Raw genomic sequence first — 23,028 nt, 5'->3', positions numbered from 1 at the left:
TTAATAATCTTCTTTATTCTGTTCTATAATCTGATAAACCTGTTCTGCTAAAGCATCATCTTCAACAACCTTCTTAATTGCTTTTTTAACTTTCCTTTGCTTCATCAAATTATCCCTAAAACCTTCCTGTTTTGCATATTGAACTTCGCGATCACAAACCAGCGCCAATTCTTCATCTTCCAAAGTATGATATAAAGCAACTTTGCCTTTTGTATTTAATGATTTTGGAACATCATCTTTCTGACCTTTATTCACCATGCGAATTAACTCCGCCATTTTCAATAAATATTCCTGATACAGAATTGAATCCCGTTTTCTTGCCTCAATGAGTTCCGCTAAAAGAACCGACATTTCATCAAAATATTTAGGATCCAGCAAATGATCTTCTACAATCTTACTTCTTACATTATTTTCAATAACCTCAGCGACGGCTTCTTTATTTCCTTTCACAGATTTAGGTAAAGAATCAATCGCTTTGTCCATATCGGTTTCCATTAAATCTAATAAAGAAATATCTTCAAATGGAGAAATTACTTCTGATTCTTCAGCGCGGATATAAGTATCCAAAAGGAAACGCATATCTGCTTCGTAGACTTTCAGATCAATTATTTCATTACTTGCAATTCTGATCACTTCGCGAACATTTAAATAGAAATCCAAACGGTCTTTAAAATGTTTAATTTCCTTTTCCTGATAACCAGCCAATTCAAAATCGGTCGTCATATTGGCAAAAGCACGAATATATTCGACAATTGCTTTATACAAAGCCATCCGTTTATATTCATTTGCTTTCAAATCGTCTGGGTTTTCCGTATTTCCACAGAAATATTTAATGAAATCTAAATCTGTTTTTTTATTTGGAACATTTTCACACAAGGCTTCTACGGTTTCCAAAGCGACTTCTAACCGATCTGCCGCAACTTTCAACCGATCTTTCAACTGAATAGAAACCTCTTCTTTTGTAAAACCTTCACTATCCAACTCCGAAGTATAAACGTCAATTGCATCGGTTACATTTCCAAATAATTCCATGTAATCTACGATATAGCCATAATCTTTATCATCGGTATCTAAACGGTTTACGCGGCAAATCGCCTGAAATAAAGTATGATCCTGCATCTTTTTATCGATGTAAATATAACTGCACGGTGGCGCATCAAATCCTGTTAAGAGTTTAGAAACTACAATCAGCAATTTCATCTTGGCGGGCTGCTTTCGGAATAATTCTTTTACCTCAGATTCGTAGGTTTCGGTTTTTGATTTATTGCCTGTCGCACTTACGTTTTCTAATAGTTCAGTGTAGATTTTATAAATGAATTCTTTGTCCGTTTCTGTTTCCGCACCGGTATCTTCTTTAGAAATATCGCTCGCATTTGGATTGTAGGAAGTGACCAAAGCGCACTTTCCTTTTAATTCGGTTTGAAGAAATAGACTGTAATATTTCGCGGCTTCATAAATACTTCCCGCCACCAATATGGCATTTCCATTTTGATTGGCTAAACGTGCTTTGGTACTGAAATCAACGACAATGTCTGCTACAATTTTCTCCATGCGTCCTTTCGAACTTAAGATATGCTGCATCTTACCCCATTGCTTTTTTAGAGCATTCCGCTGGAAATCATTCAGTCCTTTTGTTTTAGCATCAAACCATTGATCTATTTTTTTCTGTGAAGTCAAATTCTGTTCAATCATTCGGCCTTCATACATCAAATCTTTTACAACACCATCCTGAACTGCTTCATTAAACTTGTAAGTATGAATATATCGTCCGAAAACATCCATCGTTGTTTTCTTATCGACTTTCAATAAAGGCGTTCCGGTGAAACCAATAAATACTGCATTATGCAAAATAGCTTTCATGGCTTCATTGAGTTTCCCACTTTGCGTCCGGTGACATTCATCTACAAAAACAAATATCTCACCTTGGGTTGTAATCGGATTATCTTTTAATTCTTTAATGAAGACATCAAAATCTGCTTCGCCTTTATTCCCAAACTTGTGAATCAAAGAACAGATTAAACGCGGTTTAGAAGCCTGCAAATAATGCATTAATTCTTTTCCCGATTTTGTTTTAGCAATATCCGTTTCACCAACATCATTAAAAACCCGCTCGATTTGATCGTCTAATTCCGTACGGTCGGTTAAGATAACAATTCTGGAATTCGGAATGTTTTCTAAAATCCACTTTCCAATCATCACCATCATTAGAGATTTGCCCGAACCTTGGGTATGCCAAATAATGCCACCTTCTCTACGCTTCACAAAATCCTGTGCCGCCTTCAAACCAAAATATTGATGAGGACGAGGCAGTTTTTTTATGCCGGCATCATAGATAACGCCATTGTATAGCAAATCAATGACACGCGATTTCTCGCATAATTTCTTCAGGTATTTATCGAGTTTGTAATCGTCATTATCCTGCTCATCTTCTTTCCAGGAAAGGTAATATTTCTCTGGTGTTTCTATCGTTCCATAGCGTAAACCCTGGGTATTGTTTCCCGCCAAAATCATTTGGACCGTCGTAAAAAATCTTTGTGAAAACAATTCCTGTTGATTAGAAATATTCTGACGAATACTTTCTGCAATATCCACTGTTCCTCTTTTTAATTCGAGCACCCCAAAAGCAATTCCATTAATATAAAGAACGAGATCCGGACGGCGATTGTGTTTGTGATTATAAAGCGTTACTTCTTCCGCAATACCAAATTCATTCTCTTCCCAATTCTTCCAATCAATCGGAAAAATAGTTTCAAACTGTTCCCCTAGTTCAGGTCTTGCCTTTACGCCATAACGCAAAAGATTGTACATCTTTTGATTCCGTTCATATAAATTGCCGGTGTTGGAACTGGCTAATTGCGTTAATTCAGTGATGGCTTTTTCTACCAAAGAATCTGCATACCCTTTCTTTATCAAAAATTTCTTGAGATCGGTTGATTCTATATTGCTGTTAGTAGGACGATCTTCCCAATTCCCATAGTAGATGTAACCCAATTGATCGGTGAACAATTTGATGATACGATTTTGGGTGATGCGTTCGATTGGGTTAATCATTTCGTGTGTTTTTTATTTTCATTATTTGCAGGGCGCTTGCCGTACAGACGCGGCTCCTGTTGAGACGGGGCATGCCCCGTCTTTATCTAAATTTATCCTCATTCCAATGATTAATATTAGATTCTATATAATCATTGATCCGTTGATATTCACCATCATTGCGGATGATATGATCATGAAATCGCTCTTGCCACGCAAATTCTAATCCCAAACGATTCGCATTTTTGGTTACGGCAGATTTATAGGATCCTATAATCGATGATACGGTATTTTTCCCCATCCTTGATGGCGATTTTATAGATTCGAAATCCTCATTGAATTGGGAATTATCATTGGATTTTAATTGCGATCGCAATCCCAATCGCGGTACAGACGGGGCATGCCCCGTCTCTGCAATATCGCGCGTATCCCGCATATCCCCCGTATCTTCAGAATCTGCGCCAGATTCCGAATCCTCGCCTAATATCAATATCCCATGAATATGATTCGGCATTACCACAAATGCGCCCAATTCTACATTCTGGGCATGATTTTTTATTTCATGCCAAAATACATCTGCCAATATCCCGCAATTTGATAAATTCATTTTGTTTTTTTCGCCCTGATTAATTCCTCCAAAATAATGATTCCTGTTTTTGGTACAAATGGTAATAAAATACGCACCCGCCCATCCGTAATTCCACCAGGTGGCGCGGGCAGATTGTATGCGGTATTTATTTTTGTATTTATCCATTACACCAAATTACAATTTATTTTTTATGTGATAATTTACATAGTTTATATCCTATGCTTAAACACAGATAAGCTGAAAAGATTTATCATTTAAGAAGATCGTCCTAATCACTATAATTGATGTAATCTTATTCGGTTAACAATTGGATTATACGGTTTTGGGCAATGCATTTGATGCGGGCAAATCATGATTTGAAATAAGGTTAATTTCTATAAAATTAATCAATTCTCGTAATGTATTAAATTCTTCAATGACATCACCGTTTTCTACTTCTTCAACGAGGATATTATTATTTTTTGGTACAACTCTAAATATTTTATTACCTAATACTATATTAGGACTATTATCCCAGCCTAAAGTTCTTTTAACTTCAACCACTTCACATTTACTGAAATATTTTTTTTTAATATACTCCAGCAAAACATCATTAAAATATCCGCCGGTATTTGTTGCATTTAATTGATAAGCATACTTTTTTTGATCTAACTGGATTAAATTAGAACTGCCATATTTAAATAAATCAGGACAATAAATATACAGTTTGTAATAATCAATATTTGATATGTTTGTATTTATCATGTCAATTTCAGAATTATTTTCAATAAAGCGATCGATTATTTTATTTAAGGAATCTATGACATTACTTTCATCATATAACTCATCATCAACTAAATTTTTTAATAATAAATTCTGATTATAATCCAATAAAAAACCTAACCAGTTCTCTCTACGAGATCTATAACTGGTATTATCATTTTTAAAAAATGAAACCTTATCACCGCCTCTTGAACCAAAATAATTCCCGTAAGTTAACAACGATCTTTGAAGCAAATAATTTTCAATATTTAAAATTTTACTTGTAAATAACGGAGAAATTTTGTCTAAATATTTTCTAAACAAATTTTTATCTTTATTTGAAAAGGTTAAAAGAAATCCTATTTTACCATTAAAATATTCATGCGATTCAGCCTCTTCTATTAATGCTAACCATTGTTCGTCAATTACTTTTTGATCTCCTTGATAAATTAAAGATGTTTTTAATTTGTCCTCCGAAATTTGTCCTTTAGTAAACACAGAACTATATGTCTCTTCTTCTAAATTAATTAACCAGTCGTATATATTATAATCATTACCAATTAAATCTTCGTTTATACTATTAATATCATTTATCGCATTCTGATATAATGAAGCACTATCAAAGGTTTGATTATTAAATAGATTACTTAATACTCTAAAATATGATTCAAAATTAAATTGATTTAATGCGTTCTTTGAATTGGCTTCAACAAATGAAATGATTATATAATTCTTAATTAAATCTATCCATGATATTTCAGATGTACTATTAAATAAGAATTTTTTAAATTCTTGAATAGCAACTCTGTTTTTCTCACTCTTAAGTTTATTATCACCACAAAAATCTATGATTTTAAAATATCTACTTAATTGGTTTTTAAATTTTTCATTATATATCTTTTCAAAGTCAAAATCGGGCGAATTTTTAATAATCGATTCGATTACATCATTAATTTCGCCTGCCTTAAATGCACTTTTCATTATTTTGGCTTCGGACACTAAATCAGTTAAATAAAGAATTTTAAAATAATTAAAGTATGCATCGTCTATTTCATAAACGTTTTCGCTTTTTTGAGCCCAAAATAAATCGTTCCATTCTACATCGAATTTTAATGAATACTCATTCCATAACTCACTTTCCAACCATTCATCATTCTCAATTTTACCTATGAGCCACGCCTTAAAATTTTCGAAATCACTTAACTCTTTTCCTCTCGCATTCATCTTAACATATAGATCATCAGATAAACTAAAATTCTTTAAGTTTAAAAAATCAAAATGTAAAATTTCATTCTCGGTAAGGTTCTTCCAAATTGAAGAATAATCTTCTGACAGGATTTTCTCTTCTTTATTATTAAAGTACTGTTGAATTTCATTAATTACGACTAACATTGACTTAACCGTCGGATCATCTTTCCAAGTGGTAGAAAATCTTTCATGATTAACAATTTCCTCGTACAAATTTTTGGTAAAATTAAAACTTACGGTTTCATCGCATAGCATTTCAATAAATAACTCTGTACTTTTTCTTGTTTTATACCTAAATCTTTTAAGTTGTTGTAAGTTTTTATAACATTCATTTTTTTCAAGGTTTGAATTAATAAACCAGTGAATCAGAAATAAAGCAGTCAAGCGCTGTTGTCCATCTAAAGGAATTAAAAAAACTGTTTCTCCTTTATTATTACCCTTTTCAACTATGTCATTTTCAGAAACTATCAAATCAATACTGTCAGCATATTCACGTATACTATCTAACAAAGATTTAATAGAATGTGTGTTTTTTCGTAATTCTTCAATGTTCTTTTCACCATAAATTTTTCCATAAATAAAATCTAATCTCGTCGGTGTATTATCTTCAATAGCCGATAATAATGTATTGATGAATTTTTTTCTAATAATCGGTATCCTTCCGACTTCTCTTCCTTGTGCATAATCACGTTGTATCGCTGGAATTTCTATTCCTATATTATTTAATACATTCCAGAAAGTTGTATATTTTGTGTCAGTCATGTTAGTCAAATTAGTTTTTTGGTAAAAAGTATTCTAAACGCGCTTCAATAGCATCTTTGTAATCTTGGCCGTCTTCATTAGACCACTGTTTAAGTTCAAGATTTTCAGAGAAGGTTTTATTAAACGCATTAAGAGTTTCCATAGGAATAAAGACCCGTTCATTTTCATCGTTTTTTCCATGACGGTCAAATTCTAGAATTTTTGTTCGCTTATCTAAGAACCTGTGGTTACTTAATGCACTATTTGTATTTCTATCTAATAATAATAAATTTGAAATCAAATGAGTTTTATTTTCAAAACTTTCCGCAAGCTTATTTACACGATCTTGTAATTCTATATCAATTTTCAAATCTTCAAAACCATTAATTTTTTTTAACTTTTCAAGGATATCTTTTTCTTCCGACGTAATCTCGTTTTCAGGATTTTTATATTTAATTTGATCCTCAAACCATAATTTATATTCCACGAAATCATCGATGTCTTTTGGCGTTTGAGGTATGATATGCTCAATACTCCATTTCTCTTTTACATACAGCTCGAAAGGAAATTTATTTTGAGCCATTCTTTCAACATGGTAAAGAACGTTATATAACAAAATCACATTCTGTGATTGGCGATAAAAATCTTTATAATGTAAATTATCTATATGATATGGAAGGATTTGTTTATTATCTTTTCTAATAGTTTTTGCAAATTCTGTTTTTATACAATCTTTTAAATCTTGCTTGAATTCTTGTTTCCTTCTACCTACACTTAGAGATAAAATCCCCTGTAAATTTAATATTTTAGTGGCAGTTAAATAACCTATGTAATTGTAAGTGAATGGTTCATTGTACCAATCGATAAGTTTATTATACAATTGAATAATATCACTCCATTTACTTTCAAAACTCCCTTCCCTATCGTTTTTTAATTCATTAAAAAGCTGCTCATACTTTCGGTAAGAGAAAGAGTCATCATCCTTATTTTTTCTTTCGAATTTTAAATCAAATAAAAAATCAATTCTAGTTCCTTTATTATATTTTTCTTTATCCGGTTGAATAAAATACCAAAAGGTGTCATCCTGCAACTTCTTCTCTATCATATCCCATTCTAAAGCAAAACGATTGATTTTATACTCTGCTATCGCTTTACTTTCTTTATTTGAAATATCTAAAATAAATAATGCTTTTATTAATTCAGAAGTTGTTAGAGAAATTTTTCCTTTATTATTATTTAGGAATACATTAACCACATCTTTACTTTCAATTGAATCGTCTAAAGAATACCAAATAAAATGAATATGATTAATCAATTTATCTACAAACGATTTTCTTTGTTCGTGATTTTCTCCAATATACTGCTTGAACCAGTTTTTAATATAATAAGATGCCGTAAAAAAATGATAGATGTCTACATTATCATATCCTTTTCCTTCGTTTTTTAATATGTAATTTGACCAAAAAGTTTGAACTTCGGATAAATCTTTATAATTTTTTTCAGCTAATTTTTCAATAATGTCTGTTGATAAATCTTCGAATAGACCTCTTATTTGTTCAGATAAAAAAGCACCACTTTTATCTCTTATTTTATAGTTAATTGAATATTTAATTTTTTCATCAACTAAACCTAGATATCTTAAGTATTCTAAAATAAGATAAATTGATGTTGTTCTCTGCTGACCATCAATCACCTCATTTTCATTGTAAATTGTATAAGTCAGGTCTTCAATTGTTATATCTTCTTTATTAAGAACATTAAGTGGTTTTAATATAATTGGTTGAATACAGTAAACTCCTTTACTTGGCTCATATTCATTGATATCATTTAAAAGTTCTAGAATTTCTTTTTTCCCCCATTTGTATCCTCGCTGGTATTTTTCGATGATAAATTCTTTCCCATGGAGATTTTTTATTGGTAGTAAAAGTAAAGTGTTTTGATTCATATATTCTGGATTGAATTTATTAATTGTTGCTGTAGGATTGATATAATCTGTAGTTCATTTGCTTTTAAACTTTTTGAATTCAAGATATCTCTTGACTGCCTGTCTAAGCGTAGCCATACCATCATATTTATTTCCATCTATTTGTAAACCTTTAGGAAGTTCCTTGCATGATGTTTCGTCATCTACAGAATATTTTAATAAATCAAGAATATCTTCTAATCTATTTTGATCATAAAGCTCATCAAAATCACCAAAAATATTTTCGACTTTTTGGGCATTACTAATTCTATTATCAGCAGAGCCCTCGCTCATTCCCTCGCCATTTTTATAATCATTTACAAGCCAATTTTTAAATTCTTCTCTTTGCATAGTTTTATTGTTTTTTTAATTTTTAATAGTTACACCAACCTCACTCTCCCCGTCAGCAGTTCCTGCATCATGCCTTGCTTGATTTGGCGGGCCTTGTGCAGTTTTTCTTCCAGCACTTCGATTTCTACATCCATATCCGATAAGATCGTGGCGATACGCATTTGCTCCGAAAGGGATGGGAAATCAATTGGACAATTTAGAACTTCATCTCTTCTCAAATTGGTTTGTCCACTTCCACTATCAAACGATAAGAAATAATCATTTCTATTTATTTTATAAAATAGAAACTTTGGATTAAAATTATCTTTTGCTTCAAAAGCACAAATTCTTTGATTTAAAGTATAAGTATTGTTATGGTCAATAATAAAACATTTGGCAAGTGCTTTCCCATTAGGGATATCACTCATTACCATTACAATTTCATTTTTATATAAAGGACACAAAAAGGCGTTTGAATACTTTCTGACTCTACCTTCTTGCGAAATAAATTTTGAGTTGACAATTACATAATCACCATTTTCATCAACAACGTTTTCGTGAGCAGCACCATTTTTAAAATTGATTATTTCCCCCAACTTTTTCACTTCCCAATCCTCTCTCGGCGTCAACAATTCCTGTATCGCACCTTGTTTGATGAGGCGTTTTTTGGCTAGAACTTCTTCGATGCTGTCAATCCAGGAATCGCAATTACTTAAGGCTGTTGCAATGGCTTCTTGTTCGGCGAGTGGTGGAAGTGATAAATAAGTATTTTTAATTGTGGGACTTGAAGTATGTCTAACAGTTGAACCAGTTGCAGTATTTTTCATTCTATTTGAAAACATACTGGAATTCAAAAAATAACTTAAGTACAATGAATTTAAATCTTTCTTCAAAATAAGTTTTCCAATCCTTTGATTGTGCAGTAAAACTTCATCAGTATTAACTATCCCAGATTTGCCTAACAAATTGCAATCTGGCGTTAAATCAGTCATTACCATTATTAAATCACCATTTGAAAACTTCATGAAATCATCAACTGGACCTTTATATCTTATCGTTTTGTTTGATTCAAATTTTAATCCTCCTTCCAATTTAAAGTTCCCTGGAGTTACAACGATTGGACCTTTATCAGAAAAATATTCACTTTTAAATGCAAAGCCATTTTTTAGTTTAGAGTAATCTCCAAGTTTAATAACGTTCCAATCCTCCGGAATCAAACCAATCTCCGTCTGCTTCATTTTCCTTTCCTTTACCATACCAATCCCATTTTTTCTAAATGCGCCATCACTTTGGTTTCGGCTGCTGCCAATTCCGTTTGCGAACTTGCCAAAGTCGTCGCATAGCGTTCTGCCAAAGCATTAATTCTTTGGGTTAAACCCTGCGAGATTTTATCCTGTTCCTGGTGCAAAGTCGTTAAGAGATGCGCTTTCCATTTGTGATTCAAAACCAGATCTTTAATATCGGCTTCGGTCAGTTTAGGATATTTCTCAACAATTTTTGCTTCAATGTTATCTTTAGCAATTTTAATTAATTTTCCTATTCCGGCTAATGCTTCTTGAGAATCAATATAGCTTTTAATATAACTCAGTTCTTCTTTTGGCGCTTTTACTGCCTTCCTGTCTTTATATAAAACTTTAGCATTCTTTAGATTAATTTTATCTAATTCTGCAAAGATCGAATCGTCATCTTGATTCTCATCTTCAATTTCTTTTAAAGCTTCTTGGGTTAAGTTGTATTGATTTTCAAGGTCATTTAGTTTATCATTTAGTTCTTTAAAATAAACTTCGACCATCAATTCCGGCGAAATCATTCGTCCTTCCACGCCAGCTAATCCTGCCACTTCTTTATCTTTTCCGGGTTTGCCATCTTTGCCTTTCTTTCCTTTAATGATGGTTCGTTCCCATTCATTGCCGGCTTTCCAGCCGTCCAAAGAAACCGAATACACATCATCCTGCATGGTTTCCTGCCAATAGGTCATCGCGTATTGGTATAAATCGTAACCATTCACCAAAGTATTATTTTCAAAGGCTTTGAGCAGACTTTCGCTCATTTGGGCAATCATATCTTTACCGTTGGAATGTTCCGCCAAGGTTTCCCAAATTTTCATTTGACCGTCTAACCAATCGTGATAGGTTTGGTCTAAAGTTGCATTAAATGCCTTGAATTCTGGATGATTATAAATAGTGCTTTTAATATCGGCAACTGCAACATTCAGTTTCACATAACCTTCCCGCAACGGCGAGAATAAATCATGTTTTAGTTTCGGATAAGCGTTCCAGTACGTTTGCATCGCTTCCAGATCACGCACCGGAATGCCACCTTGCAAATGCGCCAATAAATCCTGAATATCTTCACTTTCCTGCATATCGATATATCGCGGAATATTTAAATTGTAATCGTTTTTAGCATCGGCGATTTCGCTCATCGGAACCATGCGGCTGTATTTGGGAACTTCCTGCATTTGGGTAAAGACATCGGTAATCTTACGCAAATCCTGTTCACGCAAACGGTTTTTGTTCCCATCTTTCAGGAAACCTTTGCTGGCATCCATCATGAAAATTCCTTTACGATGTTCTGCATTTTCTTTGTCGAGCACAATTATACAGGCCGGAATTCCCGTACCGTAAAATAAATTCGCCGGCAAACCGATAATCCCTTTGATATAACCTTTCTTTAAAATGTTTTTACGGATTTCACCTTCTGCATTTCCACGGAACAAAACGCCATGTGGCAAAACTACTGCGGCTTTTCCATTGGCTTTCATCGATTGTAAAATATGCAGTAGAAAAGCATAATCTCCATTCTTCTCGGGAGGAACGCCTAAAGTAAATCGGTCGTATTCATCACTTTCGATATTCACGCCATTGCTCCAACTCTTCAAAGAAAAAGGCGGATTGGCAACCACGTAATCAAAACGTTTCAAACTGCCATCGGCTTCTTTGTACGCGGGTCTTGTCAACGTATTATCGGCAACAATTTCTGCTGTTTCCGCACCATGCAAAATCATGTTCATGTGCGCTAAGTTGGCGGTGGTGGTTTCTTTTTCCTGACCGTAAAGCGTAATGGCTTTTCCGGCTTCGTTCGCCACTTTCAACAATAACGATCCCGATCCACAGGTCGGATCATAAGCCGTAGTTTGCGTAGTAGCATTATTAAAAGTAATCCCAATAACTTTTGCTAAAATCCTTGAAACTTCGGCAGGCGTATAAAATTGACCTTTGGATTTTCCTGATTCTGTCGCAAAAGGTCGCATCAAATATTCATAAGCATCGCCCAGAATATCATCGCCTTCCGCGGAGTTTTTAGAAAAATCTAAACTGTTATCATTAAAGATTCTGACCAGATTAGAAACGGTTTCTACCAGATCTTTTCCTTTGCCTAATTTGCTTTCGTCATTAAAGTCGGGGAAATCATTCAGACCATTGGCTTCTTTAATCGGATTCAAAACCTGCTTATTGATTTTATCACCAATCTCGGTATTGCCGATCAGGTTCACCATATCCTCAAAGAAGGCACCTTCTGGAATTTCGATGGCAAAATCCTGATCTGATTTCGCTTTGTCTGAAATATACTTTACGAATAACATCGTGAGTACATAATCTTTATATTGAGAGGCGTCCATTCCGCCTCGTAATTCGTCACAACTCGCCCAAAGTGAGCGGTATAGTTCTGTTTTTTTAATGGCCATTTAAAAAGTGAAAATTGAGTTCGTATAATTTTTTATAGAAGTTGAAATTTAAGAAAAATTAAGATATGATTGCGGTTAAAAATGATACAATATTGTACAATTGAAGAGAGCAACTTTTGCGAAGTTCTTACTGAATAATAATTGTAAAAAAAGTTCAAAATTGAGTTCAATTATGAGGTTGACTTCCTTTCCATTTTGTATAGTTTACACGAGTTCATAACTCCATCTTATTTCATCAGACAGTTCAGGTTTTGCGAAAAAACAATATTTGTCAGAAGGTAAAATATGGCTGATTTTAGATTCTTAGTTTGAAGTAAAGGTAAAGAGCAACAATGCCAAAATACGTCGTAGTATTAACAGTGACTTCTATTTATTTCTCGATAGCCAAACAGGCCAATAATACTTCCACAAAAAAACTCCACTTTCGCAAGTAGAATTCCATTTTAAAGACAAGTAATGATCACAAGTAACAAGCTATTTCAACTTTGTTAAAATCTAACCTTTACTTACGTACTTTATACTTCACCTTTAGAATACCATCGTTCAGATTCCCTATTTTTTTGAATGCACCCTGACTAAGATCGAATGCCCTGCCTGCTTTTAGTGGACCCCGGTCATTGATCGTAACAATTACTTTTTTTGAATTTTCGATATTGATGATTTCCACTTTGGTGCCGAAAGACAATGTTTTGTGGGCGGCGGTCATTTTAGTAGGCCTGTAAACCTCTCCGCTGGCCGTTTTTTTACCATTATATTTTTTTGCGTAATAAGAAACGGTGGTAGATTGATAGGAAGCGTTGGCGTTGCCTCTGTTTGCGGAACAGGAATATAAGGCGATACTCAAGAGGGCTACAAATAAGAGATTGACGGATTTGTTGAGTGCAGAGGTTTTTATCATTTTTCTTTGTTTCAGGCAGATGTGAAGATGAAATTTCTATTATCGTCTTAAAGTTTGCAAAAATACTTTTTTAAAATTCAGGAAGAAAGAACTTTGACAAAGTTGATTGATCTATTGTTTTTTGATGATCAACCTTCTTCTGAAATACGCTTTTAATTTCTCAAAGTTTTTATTTAAACCTTTGATAATGCTGGTTATCCATAAAAAAAACGCCACTTTCGCAAGTACGGTTTCGTGTTAAAGGATAGTGAGCAAGCCGAGATCACTGCTGTTGCACGGCGATTTATCGGTGGCGTTGTTGCTATAAATCCGAGCAACCTCCTCCCACTCTCCTTCGACATTTCTTTCCAAAAACCTCGTTTTTCGGAAACAGTCGGCAAGAGGTTGGCAAGAATTCCGAACCAAAACTTTTTTTGTAACAGACTTTAGCGGACAAAGAGTGACATTGGCGGATATTTAAACCCTTTAATGGAAATGAGCGGATAGTCTAAGACAGGTAAAGACAATGATCGACTTGCCAGGACGCCGGCAGAAAGTTGTGGGCAATCGGTGCAATCTGAGGCCAAAAACAGCAAGACAAAGACAAGGAACGAAACCGCCTGTTTTCAGAGGAAATATCAAGAAATTCAAGGAAAAGAAATGAGAATAAAAGCAAGTTAGCGCAAATATAAGTCATTGACTATCAAACACTTGCGTCGTATTGTTTCTTAATCTATATTTGTCTCAATAATTAAAATTTATATAATTATGGGAACAATTAAAAAAGGAATCCTGGGAGGATTCAGCGGAACCGTAGGTACGGTAGTAGGCGCCACGTGGCGCGGAATGGACGTCATCAGAAGCCGTCCGAAATCTTCAGGCGGCAAACCCACGCCGTTGCAAATCATGCAGCGGGCAAAGTTTGCTCTGGCGATTAAATTTCAAAACTCGTTGCGCGCTATGCAAAGCCGCCTTTACGGCGAAAATGCCGGCGTAAAATCGAGGGTGAATCTCGCAGCAAGTTATCTGCTGCGCGAAGTGGTCGCGTACGAAAATGACCAAGCCATCCTGATGATGGAAAAAGTCATTGTGACGAAAGGGACTCTCACCGGATTTCAGAATCTTGCTGTAACAGCGGCTGCAGATCAAACTCTGAACTTCACCTGGGTGGACAACAGCGCCCAGATGCTCGCCAAGGCTACAGATATTTTCTGTACGGCAATTTACGAGGAGGAAGCGGCGGAGTTTGCGATCATGGAAGGACCGGAACAACGCGATGGCGGAACTGCTTCGGTGGTACTGCCAGAAGGATGGGCAGGTAAAACGGTGTATGTCTATGCCTTCTTCCAGACGGTAGAACAGGATGCGGCGTGCAACTCGCTGTACCTGAGCACGGTGGTGGTACAGTAGGAAACGGTAGCGAGCACCTCATGCAAAAGACCGCGGAATCAGTTGATTCTGCGGTCTTTATTTTTCTTTAAATGGGCCTCCTAATCGGCATTCTCGTCCTCTGCTTCCATCAGATCATCGACTTTATGAGCGAGATAGTAGATTTTGCCACCCAGCTTTTTAAAGGGAACGAGTTTGTCATCTCGCCATCGTTGCAAAGTTCTGGAAGTCACATTAAACAACTGCATCATATCGGCATTGTCATAAAACTTTTTTTCACCGGCTTGTCTTCCAGTCGGCGTTTGCTCCGGCTTTTTTCTAAAAGAGGGTCGGTTTTCTTTCTTATTCCGTTCATTCATATTTGAAATACACTAATTCTACGTTGGCTACCTGCTGCTTTTGACTCTAAAATAATGGAAACTTTATAAATAACACATTATCAGTATTTTGCGACTAAACTTTTGATACAATCCGATCATTTTGCAGCACAATCAAAGATAAAGGAATAGAATATTGTGACAAATTGTTAAAAGACAGCACTTTAGCGGTAAAAGTTTTCCACAATCACACAGACCTTTCATTTTGAGTGACTTCCGTGATGTTTCTGATCTAAAAAGCCAAAATACCGTCTTTTTTACAAAACAACACAATACAACAAGTTGTTAATCAACTAATTAATATCAAACACTATAAATACAGAGCTCGATTGGTACGTTTTCTGAAATACACCACAGCCGATGTCGCGGATTTGTAATCCGTGTCGCTCCCGTCGCACGAATCCTTTCGTGTGGTCGTCTTAACGATCAAACAGTTCTATTATAGATTTGGTGGATCATGATTTCTTAGAGTCTTTTCCTTTTCTTTCAAATAATAGTACTAGTTACCGCTGATTGGTTTGTTAGGAAGAACCATCAGCGTCTGCTTTGGATTTCTTTAAAAAAAGTAGCAGCGCTTTATTCTTTTTATAATGATCTATGATATTCATTTCTCGGAAGTGTGGGAAGTGTGATTCTTACATTTTCAACCCCAACATGGCGTCATCTGCCATGGGAAGCAGTATATTTTTCCGTTTGTACAAAAGCGGTGAGCCACTCTGCAAAATCCAGGAGCTCAACATCATTTTTCGAATAAAGAAGGTATTCTGCAATAGAAGATGTTTGCCAGGTTGAAGATTCAGAATCAGCCTGAAAATCGCTCTCAATCTCTAGAAAAGCAGAGATGAGATGGCCATCTGCATCGTCGACCTCTATAATTTTATCTTCTGCATTTTCAACCTTTCCTTTTTTAAAGAGGGTGATCGTCCACTCCAACAGAAAGATAGGAAATCCACAATCCTCAGGGAAGTTTTTATTAAACCAATTGAAATACCTCAAAGCACCAGAATAATCCTGGATTTTCAGGTAAAGCTCAGGTGGGAGATACCTCAGACCTTTACTGTCATCATAAAACCCACCCCATCTTTTTTTATCGGCAGCAAGTTCCTTTTTAATTTTTCCAATTTTAATTTGTATCCTTTCGATCTGTTTTGGCGTCATAAGAAATAGTTGAAATAGAGAACCCATGAAAACTCTTTCTCGTGATTGATCAGTATTCCCTTTTTGTAAAAATAGTTATTAAAAATCATTTTAGAAAAAATAGGCATCATCGAATTTATTCAACAATTCATATCTTCAATTCGATGTGGGTCGCCCAAAATTCACCTTAACGGACGCTTCATGGATGCTCCATAGATACTTCATGGATAAAGCATGGATAGTTCATGAGGAGTTCATGAAAAGGGTACTGTGAAATCTACCAAAAAAAATCATAATGATCTGACTTCAGAATGCTAAACTGGCTATAGAAGATGATCACTCAAATACCTCAACTCAATACCGTATAGTTACCAGGTTTTAGGGCTTAACCTATACACTTTTCTCAAGACCCCTTCACCCATCATCCATCATCCATCACCCATCATCCATCACCCATCACCCATAAATAATCCAAAATCCAACGGGGACAAAAAGAAAAAACAGTAACTTTATATAATCAACTCTGAAAAAGATGAATGAAAATTACAAAATTCCTGCACAAACACGCATTGGACATGTGCATCTTAAAGTAGCCGATCTCGAACGCTCTCTTGCGTTTTATCGTGATTTATTGGGTTTTGAGGTAACGATGAGGTTTGGCAGTCAAGCAGCTTTTATATCTGCTGGTGGCTATCATCATCATATCGGTTTAAATACGTGGCATAGCAAAGATTTACCACCGGCGCCTATTCATAGTGTAGGTTTGTATCACACCGCAATTGTATATCCGACCAGAAAAGATCTCGCTTTAATTTATAATCGAATTCAAAAATCACATTATCCTTTAACAGGTGCAAGCGATCACGGAGTTTCGGAAGCATTATACCTTGATGATCCTGATGGCAATGGGGTCGAATTGTACTGGGACAGACCTAAAGAACTTTGGCCTACGAAAATAGATGGCTCTTTAGATATGTTTACCAATGCACTTGATATTGATGATTTATTGAGGGAAATTGAAAGGTGAACATTCAATTATATGATAAAAACTTAAGTGGTCTTGTATTGCGCTAACAGAATTTATTTATCTGTATCGTTATTTCATCACGCGTAATCTCTCTTTGAACGGTCGATAAAACAGAACTATTCGTCTTTATAATTCATTATTTTTTAGTCGTTTAGTGCTATTAAATTTCTTAAAACTGGTGAAAATTAATATTTTTTATGCCGGCCTGGAACTTGTTGGCAAGTATTTTGTGTCCTTACAACCTAAATTACAGCATATGAACACACTAGTAAAAATAGCCGTCGGCTTCACAGCAACTGCAGCAGGAGTGCTTGCACTGACTGTTTTAAGGAACAAGAAAAACAAAGAACAGCAAGATGCTTCAGATAGAAATACCTATCGTAAAGCTGAACATAAGTCACCCAATCAGGAATTTCATCATGAAAAAACAAAGGATAAATTTATTACGGAGCATGGAAACATCGCCCTGAACGATATTACACCCGCTAATAATTATAATGCACCGGTTCAAAAAGTTCAGCACCATCAAAGAGGCATAAGACACCATTAATAAATCTCTAAAAAAATAGTGGACCTAACGCTCCAAAGTCTCCTGACTTTGGAGCCGTTTTTCACTGGCAAGAATGGAGTTTATTTAAAACATATTTATAGTCTTAGTAAATGAATTTATTTTAATTAAGATAAATACAAACTATTTTACTCGGTATTTCATTTGCCGACACGAACAACCATAACAATCTATTAATCAGTTACTCATAAACAACAATATAGTATCAAAATAGATGATTTCTTATAGATTGATAATAAATTTAGAAGTGGCAAAAAAAAACAATTCCATCATCTTTACAATTGCTTCAAGCCAGCCCTCATAAACGGTCCAATTGGTAGTGCGGTAACAATTTTCAAATCATCCCAAATTGTACTTTCATTCCCCAGAAATTTTAAAATATGTTCGGGCGAACGTTTTGAAAACATCAGTGAAAAAATTTCTTTTCCTTGCATCTTTCCAGACAGAATAACTTCCAGCAAAGTGCGGTCGTACCATTCATACCGCTTGTCATCAAAAGATTTTTCAGGATTAGGATTTTTCTGTTGTACTAAATTTTTGACAATTTGCGCCGTGTTTTTCTGTACAAACTGAAAAGTATAGCCACTACTTGCCTTGGTGTAACCGCCCGCTGTTCCAATGTTGATGATGCGACTAAAAGCATCGCTATTCCGCTCAAACTTGGCCAGAGACATTGGTATGATACCAAACTCGGTATGCGTTATTTCGTAATCAGTGATTTGAAGATCATTTTCAATGTAATGCGTCAACGCCGTTTGATAGTCTTCTTTTGGCAAAACACTTTTACTGAATAAGGTGTATTCTACCAAAGCTTCCGTGGAGCTTGTTGGTAAAACATACATGAAGGTTGCGCCATGTTTTTGATCTAAAGTAAAGTCCATTAACGTCCCAACCTTTGAATCGAAAGTATCTTCTTTCGTTTTAATGACCCAACCCGTAAAATGTTGAAGCAATGAATTTTCTTCGGTAATTTTCGGATTAAACAGTGAGGTCGAATTGAATAAATATTCAGATTTATAGCTATTCTCCTCCGTTTCTACAGTTACTTCAAGACTGTCTGACGTAATTCCTTTTATATTTTCATTTTTAAAGGTTACATTTTCAAAATTGGCCGCATACGAAAGGACGAACTCATAAAAATCTTTTCCCTGTATCATTTTGTAGCGGTACTTTTCCAGATCAAATTGCCGCGTAAAGTCTTCATTTTTAAAAATTAAAGATTTCCAGTCATGCGTGACCACCGATTCAAAAAGACCTTTCCCTTCCTCCCAAAAACACCAGGTTCGATCATTTTCATTTTTCTGAACGCGATCAATCACCAGGATTTTTTTTGATTGTAAAACAGGATCGATGAGCAATCGGTAGAGCAAACTTAACCCAGCACACCCAGAGCCGGCAATGATATAATCGTATTTTAGGTCGGTAACTGTCATATTTCAGTAAGGTAATCTTAAAATGCTATAAAAAGAAGTTCAATATAGGCTAAGTTATTTTGCGAAACAACAGCAAAATAATATTTCAAAAATATTATTTAAGTTTAGTTTACTTCAATTGAAAAAGCACTTAAAAATGATCGGTTTTGGACCTATTGAAAATGGCAATTGTAAGGAAGCAACTAACTTTTAAATATCTGCAAGTAATTCTAAAATTTACTTCAGAAAAACATTAAAGCTTTACAAATATTTAAACTTATCCTACTTTGCTCTTGCCCTCAACATTTACCAAATCGTAATGCGATCCTTTTCCGGTAAAAACATTTCATTGCCTTCCTTCACCTCAAATGCATTATAAAAGGGAGTGCTGTTCATGAGTGGACCATTAACTCTCCAGCTTGGTGGGGAATGCGGATTGGTTTCGATCCACAAACGTAAAAATTCATCCTTCATCTTCACTCTCCATATTTTAGCAACAGAAAGAAAGAATCTTTGATCTGGCGTCAAACCATCAATTTTTGTAGCGCTTTGTCCTTCTTTTGTCATTTTAAAAGCATCATAAGCTACTGCGATTCCAGCAATATCTGCTGTATTCTCGCCCACCGTCATCGCGCCATTAATAGGTAAATTATCTAAAACAGTAAATTGATCATACTGGTTGATTACTTGCTGTATTCTTGATTTAAACTGCGTGTAATCATCCTTGGTCCACCAATCTTTCACATTTCCTTCTTTATCATATTGCGCACCTTGGTCATCAAAAGTATGCGTTAATTCGTGCCCAATCACCATTCCAATGCCGCCATAATTCAAAGCATCATCGGCCTCATTATCAAAGTAAGGAGCTTGTAAAATTCCCGCCGGAAACACAATTTCATTGGCAGACGGATTGTTATAAGCAGTAACAGTAGGAACCGTTGTAAACCATTCCGACTTATCAACTTGCTTGCCTAATTTTGCAATTTCAAGTTGAAATTCGGCCTCAGAAGCATTCATCAAATTTTCAAAAAAAGTACCTCTTGAAATTTTCACATTGCTGTAATCTTTCCATTGATCCGGATATCCTATTTTCTTGGTGATGGCAAACAGCTTTTCTTTCGCTTTTACTTTGGTCAAATCACTCATCCAGTCCAGTTTGTCAATCCTTGCTGCATAAGCCTTTTGTACATTATCCACTAAAACCGCCATCCGTTTCTTTGCTGCTTCCGAAAAATATTTCTTCACATACAATTGTCCCAGGGCTTCACCCAAATAATTATCAACCGCAGTGGCCATCAATTCTCCACGCGTTTTTTGAACAGCCTGTCCCGAAATCACTTTATTAAAATTAAAGCTGGCATCTACAAAAGGTTTACTTAAATCACCCGCATAGTTTCTAATGGTTTTTGCTTTCAGGTACAATTTCCAGTTTTTAAGAGGAACGGTTTTTAAGAGAGAATTCAATTGGTCATAATAGGCAGGTTGAGCCACATCAATGGAATCCGTTTGAGCACCCAAGTTTTTTAGAAAAGCAGTCCAGCCAATATTGGGTTGGCTTTTTTCTAAATCTGAGATGGCCATCAAATTATAATTCGCATGAACATCCCGACGTTCAACTCTTGTTTTATGGGAAGCCGCAATTTGTTGGTCGATATTATAAACAAGCTCCGCATCCTTTTTAGAAGTTGCTGCATCAGTACCTGTCAATTGAAACAATGTAGAAAGGTAGGTTTTGTAGGCATTTTGAATGGCAACGGTTGGTGCATCTGCTTTAAAATAATAATCCCGATCCGGCAATCCGATTCCTGTTTGGTAGCTGTGAGCGATGTTAATACTGCTGTTTTTATCATCGGGTCCAACTCCAAAAGACATGATTGAGCCATTGCCGACTTTAATTTCATTCGCAACAAATTTCATTAAAGAGGAAATATCTTTAATGGCTTCAATACGTTTTAAAGTGGGCTTGATCGGATCATAACCTCGTTTGTCAATGGTGATCGTATCCATTCCGGACGCATAAAAATCTCCGACCTTTTGCTCGATACTTCCCGCAGGTTGCTTACTCTGCGAAACATTCTCCAAAATTCCCTGCAACCGAATTCTTTGGGGAAAGTTCATAAACATATAGGCACCAACTCCAGCTTGCGTGGAAGGGATGGGTGTGGCGTCATACCATTTCTTGTTAACGAACATAAAAAAGTTATCACCAGGTTTAATGGAGGTATCGAAACCATTGATATCATTCAGTTTTTTGTCCTGAGCTTTGACTCCAGAAAATGTAAATAGGGCAATGAGGACGATTAGGATGTTTTTCATATTTGGAATGATATCGATTAGAAAATTATTTAGATGATCAAAAATATGTAAATTATGTTTGAAATATTCATTTTTTATAAGAAATAGCAACAGCAATGATATTCAACCAAAATAAAACCTCCAGAACATGATGATCTGGAGGCTTTTTATATATTGAGTTGGTATTACTTTCCAATACAAAACTTAGAAAAAATATTCCCCAACACTTCATCATTCGTAAACTCCCCGGAAATCTCACCCAACTGCTCCAATGCATTTCTCAACTCATACGCCAACAATTCGGTATGAATCCCGGAACTCACCGCTTCCTCCACCTGAAGAACAGATTGCAACGATTTCTGCAACGCATCAAAATGCCTTTGATTCGTAATAATCACATTACTTTCCTGATCTTTCAAATTCTCAACGTAATCAATCAAAACCGTTTTCACGGCTTCAATTCCTGTTTGATCTTTCGCGGAAATCCTCAACAATTCATCACAGTAATCCGGAAACAATTCCAGGTTTAAAGTAGCGTCAAATTCGTTTGGCGTTTCGTCGTTGGTCAGATCCACTTTATTATGAACCAGCACAATTTTCAAATCCTCGCGGTGGAATTCCTTCACAAAAGCAATCACTTCTTCAGTCGTAGAATCCTGCTCATCGTAGAGATACAACAGCACTTTCGCCGAAGCAATTTTCTCCTTCGCTTTCGTCACGCCAATTTTCTCAATGATATCCGTCGTTTCCCGAAGTCCCGCCGTATCCACAAACCGAAAAGCCGTTCCTTTCAAATGAATCACTTCCTCAATCGTATCGCGCGTCGTACCCGCAATTTCAGAAACAATGGCTCTTTCCTCTTTCAACAAAGCGTTCAAAAGCGTCGATTTTCCGGCGTTCGGTTTCCCGATAATGGCGACTTCCACTCCATTTTTCAACGCATTTCCATATTGGAAACTCTCAATTAAAGCGCTCAGTTTATGGCGCAGGTTGAGCAGCAGTTTATTCATGGCGGTGCGGTCCGCAAATTCCACATCCTCTTCCCCGAAATCCAGTTCCAGTTCAATCAGCGACGTAAAATTCAGCAAGTCATTTCTAAGGATTGAAATCTCATTCGTAATTCCCCCTTTCAACTGATTCAAAGCCACTTTCCGCGACGCCTCATTTTCCGAAGCAATCAGATCAGCAATCGATTCCGCCTGCGCCAGATCAATTCTGCCGTTCATAAAAGCACGCATCGTAAATTCCCCAGCTTTCGCCAGTCGCGCCCCATTCTTCACCAAAACTTCCAGAATTTTCTTCGCAATATGCGGCGAACCATGAAAAGAAATTTCCACAGAATCTTCTGCCGTAAAGGTTTTCGGCGCTTTAAAGACCGAAACCATCACTTCATCAATCACTTCCGTTTCATCTTTTATAAAACCATAATGAATGGTGTGCGTTTTCACCTCCTCCAGATTCTTACCTTCAAAAATTTTGGCTGCAATTTTAAAAGCCTCGTTACCCGAAATTCTTATAATTCCAATAGCTCCAACTCCGTTTGCCGTGGCGATTGCACAGATTGTATCTTGATTTAAATTCACGTTCATGCTGCAAAATTACGGAATTATTCCTAT

General features: G+C 35.7%; 16 protein-coding genes. 3 read left to right on the top strand and 13 right to left on the bottom strand.

Annotated features, from left to right (window positions below; all coding sequences use genetic code 11):
- The 8 genes from Q73A0000_RS01930 to Q73A0000_RS01895 form a co-directional block, all read right to left on the bottom strand.
- Complete coding sequence (locus Q73A0000_RS01930) at window positions 1-3,051, bottom strand: type I restriction endonuclease subunit R (protein ID WP_193812412.1); 3,051 nt, start codon at window positions 3,049-3,051, stop codon at window positions 1-3.
- An 82-nt stretch (window positions 3,052-3,133) separates the two neighbouring features.
- Window positions 3,134-3,784, bottom strand: a complete 651-nt coding sequence (locus Q73A0000_RS01925) for a transposase (RefSeq protein ID WP_193812411.1) — start codon at window positions 3,782-3,784, stop codon at window positions 3,134-3,136.
- A gap of 147 nt (window positions 3,785-3,931) precedes the next feature.
- Window positions 3,932-6,370 (bottom strand): DUF262 domain-containing protein, encoded by a 2,439-nt coding sequence (locus Q73A0000_RS01920; protein ID WP_193812410.1) that lies wholly within the window; start codon window positions 6,368-6,370, stop codon window positions 3,932-3,934.
- Between the two features lie 10 nt (window positions 6,371-6,380).
- Window positions 6,381-8,294: a DUF262 domain-containing protein gene (locus Q73A0000_RS01915; protein ID WP_193812409.1), complete on the bottom strand. Its 1,914-nt coding sequence runs from the start codon at window positions 8,292-8,294 to the stop codon at window positions 6,381-6,383.
- 54 nt (window positions 8,295-8,348) lie between these two features.
- Complete coding sequence (locus Q73A0000_RS01910) at window positions 8,349-8,663, bottom strand: hypothetical protein (protein WP_193812408.1); 315 nt, start codon at window positions 8,661-8,663, stop codon at window positions 8,349-8,351.
- A 29-nt stretch (window positions 8,664-8,692) separates the two neighbouring features.
- Complete coding sequence (locus Q73A0000_RS01905; RefSeq protein ID WP_193812407.1) at window positions 8,693-9,880, bottom strand: restriction endonuclease subunit S; 1,188 nt, start codon at window positions 9,878-9,880, stop codon at window positions 8,693-8,695.
- Between the two features lie 11 nt (window positions 9,881-9,891).
- On the bottom strand, window positions 9,892-12,330 hold the full coding sequence (locus Q73A0000_RS01900; RefSeq protein ID WP_193812406.1) for a type I restriction-modification system subunit M: 2,439 nt from the start codon (window positions 12,328-12,330) through the stop codon (window positions 9,892-9,894).
- 502 nt (window positions 12,331-12,832) lie between these two features.
- Entirely contained in the window at window positions 12,833-13,228 is a 396-nt protein-coding gene (locus Q73A0000_RS01895) for a septal ring lytic transglycosylase RlpA family protein (RefSeq protein WP_193812405.1), read from the bottom strand.
- A gap of 747 nt (window positions 13,229-13,975) precedes the next feature.
- Between Q73A0000_RS01895 and Q73A0000_RS01890 the strand changes: the two genes are divergently transcribed.
- Window positions 13,976-14,617: a DUF6266 family protein gene (locus Q73A0000_RS01890; RefSeq protein WP_193812404.1), complete on the top strand. Its 642-nt coding sequence runs from the start codon at window positions 13,976-13,978 to the stop codon at window positions 14,615-14,617.
- Window positions 14,618-14,697: 80 nt separating this feature from the next.
- Here the strand turns inward: Q73A0000_RS01890 and Q73A0000_RS01885 are convergent, their stop codons facing one another.
- Both Q73A0000_RS01885 and Q73A0000_RS01880 read right to left on the bottom strand, forming a co-directional pair.
- Window positions 14,698-14,955, bottom strand: a complete 258-nt coding sequence (locus tag Q73A0000_RS01885; protein ID WP_193812403.1) for a helix-turn-helix domain-containing protein — start codon at window positions 14,953-14,955, stop codon at window positions 14,698-14,700.
- A 678-nt stretch (window positions 14,956-15,633) separates the two neighbouring features.
- Window positions 15,634-16,131 (bottom strand): hypothetical protein, encoded by a 498-nt coding sequence (locus Q73A0000_RS01880; protein WP_244140784.1) that lies wholly within the window; start codon window positions 16,129-16,131, stop codon window positions 15,634-15,636.
- A 556-nt stretch (window positions 16,132-16,687) separates the two neighbouring features.
- Here Q73A0000_RS01880 and Q73A0000_RS01875 point away from each other — a divergent pair.
- Window positions 16,688-17,137 (top strand): VOC family protein, encoded by a 450-nt coding sequence (locus tag Q73A0000_RS01875; protein ID WP_244140783.1) that lies wholly within the window; start codon window positions 16,688-16,690, stop codon window positions 17,135-17,137.
- A gap of 178 nt (window positions 17,138-17,315) precedes the next feature.
- Window positions 17,316-17,687, top strand: a complete 372-nt coding sequence (locus Q73A0000_RS01870; RefSeq protein WP_193812400.1) for a hypothetical protein — start codon at window positions 17,316-17,318, stop codon at window positions 17,685-17,687.
- A 293-nt stretch (window positions 17,688-17,980) separates the two neighbouring features.
- Here Q73A0000_RS01870 and Q73A0000_RS01865 read toward each other — a convergent pair whose 3' ends face one another.
- From Q73A0000_RS01865 to mnmE, 3 genes are all read right to left on the bottom strand, one after another.
- Window positions 17,981-19,138 (bottom strand): lycopene cyclase family protein, encoded by a 1,158-nt coding sequence (locus tag Q73A0000_RS01865; protein ID WP_193812399.1) that lies wholly within the window; start codon window positions 19,136-19,138, stop codon window positions 17,981-17,983.
- Window positions 19,139-19,423: 285 nt separating this feature from the next.
- Window positions 19,424-21,433: a M13 family metallopeptidase gene (locus tag Q73A0000_RS01860; RefSeq protein ID WP_193812398.1), complete on the bottom strand. Its 2,010-nt coding sequence runs from the start codon at window positions 21,431-21,433 to the stop codon at window positions 19,424-19,426.
- Between the two features lie 164 nt (window positions 21,434-21,597).
- Window positions 21,598-23,001: a tRNA uridine-5-carboxymethylaminomethyl(34) synthesis GTPase MnmE gene (gene mnmE / locus Q73A0000_RS01855; protein ID WP_193812397.1), complete on the bottom strand. Its 1,404-nt coding sequence runs from the start codon at window positions 22,999-23,001 to the stop codon at window positions 21,598-21,600.
- Between the last annotated feature and the right edge of the window lie 27 nt (window positions 23,002-23,028).

The sequence above is a fragment of the Kaistella flava (ex Peng et al. 2021) genome, from assembly GCF_015191005.1.
Taxonomy (GTDB): domain Bacteria; phylum Bacteroidota; class Bacteroidia; order Flavobacteriales; family Weeksellaceae; genus Kaistella; species Kaistella flava.
The sequence above is the reverse complement of the archived record's forward strand: the minus strand, read 5'-3'. Positions and strand labels throughout refer to the sequence as shown.

Excerpts from the sequence above, each read along its gene's own strand:
- Q73A0000_RS01930 (WP_193812412.1), bottom strand. The coding sequence starts at position 3,051 with ATGATTAACCCAATCGAACGCATCACCCAAAATCGTATCATCAAATTG.
- Q73A0000_RS01925 (WP_193812411.1), bottom strand. The coding sequence starts at position 3,784 with ATGGATAAATACAAAAATAAATACCGCATACAATCTGCCCGCGCCACC.
- Q73A0000_RS01920 (WP_193812410.1), bottom strand. The coding sequence starts at position 6,370 with ATGACTGACACAAAATATACAACTTTCTGGAATGTATTAAATAATATA.
- Q73A0000_RS01915 (WP_193812409.1), bottom strand. The coding sequence starts at position 8,294 with ATGAATCAAAACACTTTACTTTTACTACCAATAAAAAATCTCCATGGG.
- Q73A0000_RS01910 (WP_193812408.1), bottom strand. The coding sequence starts at position 8,663 with ATGCAAAGAGAAGAATTTAAAAATTGGCTTGTAAATGATTATAAAAAT.
- Q73A0000_RS01905 (WP_193812407.1), bottom strand. The coding sequence starts at position 9,880 with ATGAAGCAGACGGAGATTGGTTTGATTCCGGAGGATTGGAACGTTATT.
- Q73A0000_RS01900 (WP_193812406.1), bottom strand. The coding sequence starts at position 12,330 with ATGGCCATTAAAAAAACAGAACTATACCGCTCACTTTGGGCGAGTTGT.
- Q73A0000_RS01895 (WP_193812405.1), bottom strand. The coding sequence starts at position 13,228 with ATGATAAAAACCTCTGCACTCAACAAATCCGTCAATCTCTTATTTGTA.
- Q73A0000_RS01890 (WP_193812404.1), top strand. The coding sequence starts at position 13,976 with ATGGGAACAATTAAAAAAGGAATCCTGGGAGGATTCAGCGGAACCGTA.
- Q73A0000_RS01885 (WP_193812403.1), bottom strand. The coding sequence starts at position 14,955 with ATGAATGAACGGAATAAGAAAGAAAACCGACCCTCTTTTAGAAAAAAG.
- Q73A0000_RS01880 (WP_244140784.1), bottom strand. The coding sequence starts at position 16,131 with ATGACGCCAAAACAGATCGAAAGGATACAAATTAAAATTGGAAAAATT.
- Q73A0000_RS01865 (WP_193812399.1), bottom strand. The coding sequence starts at position 19,138 with ATGACAGTTACCGACCTAAAATACGATTATATCATTGCCGGCTCTGGG.
- Q73A0000_RS01860 (WP_193812398.1), bottom strand. The coding sequence starts at position 21,433 with ATGAAAAACATCCTAATCGTCCTCATTGCCCTATTTACATTTTCTGGA.
- mnmE (WP_193812397.1), bottom strand. The coding sequence starts at position 23,001 with ATGAACGTGAATTTAAATCAAGATACAATCTGTGCAATCGCCACGGCA.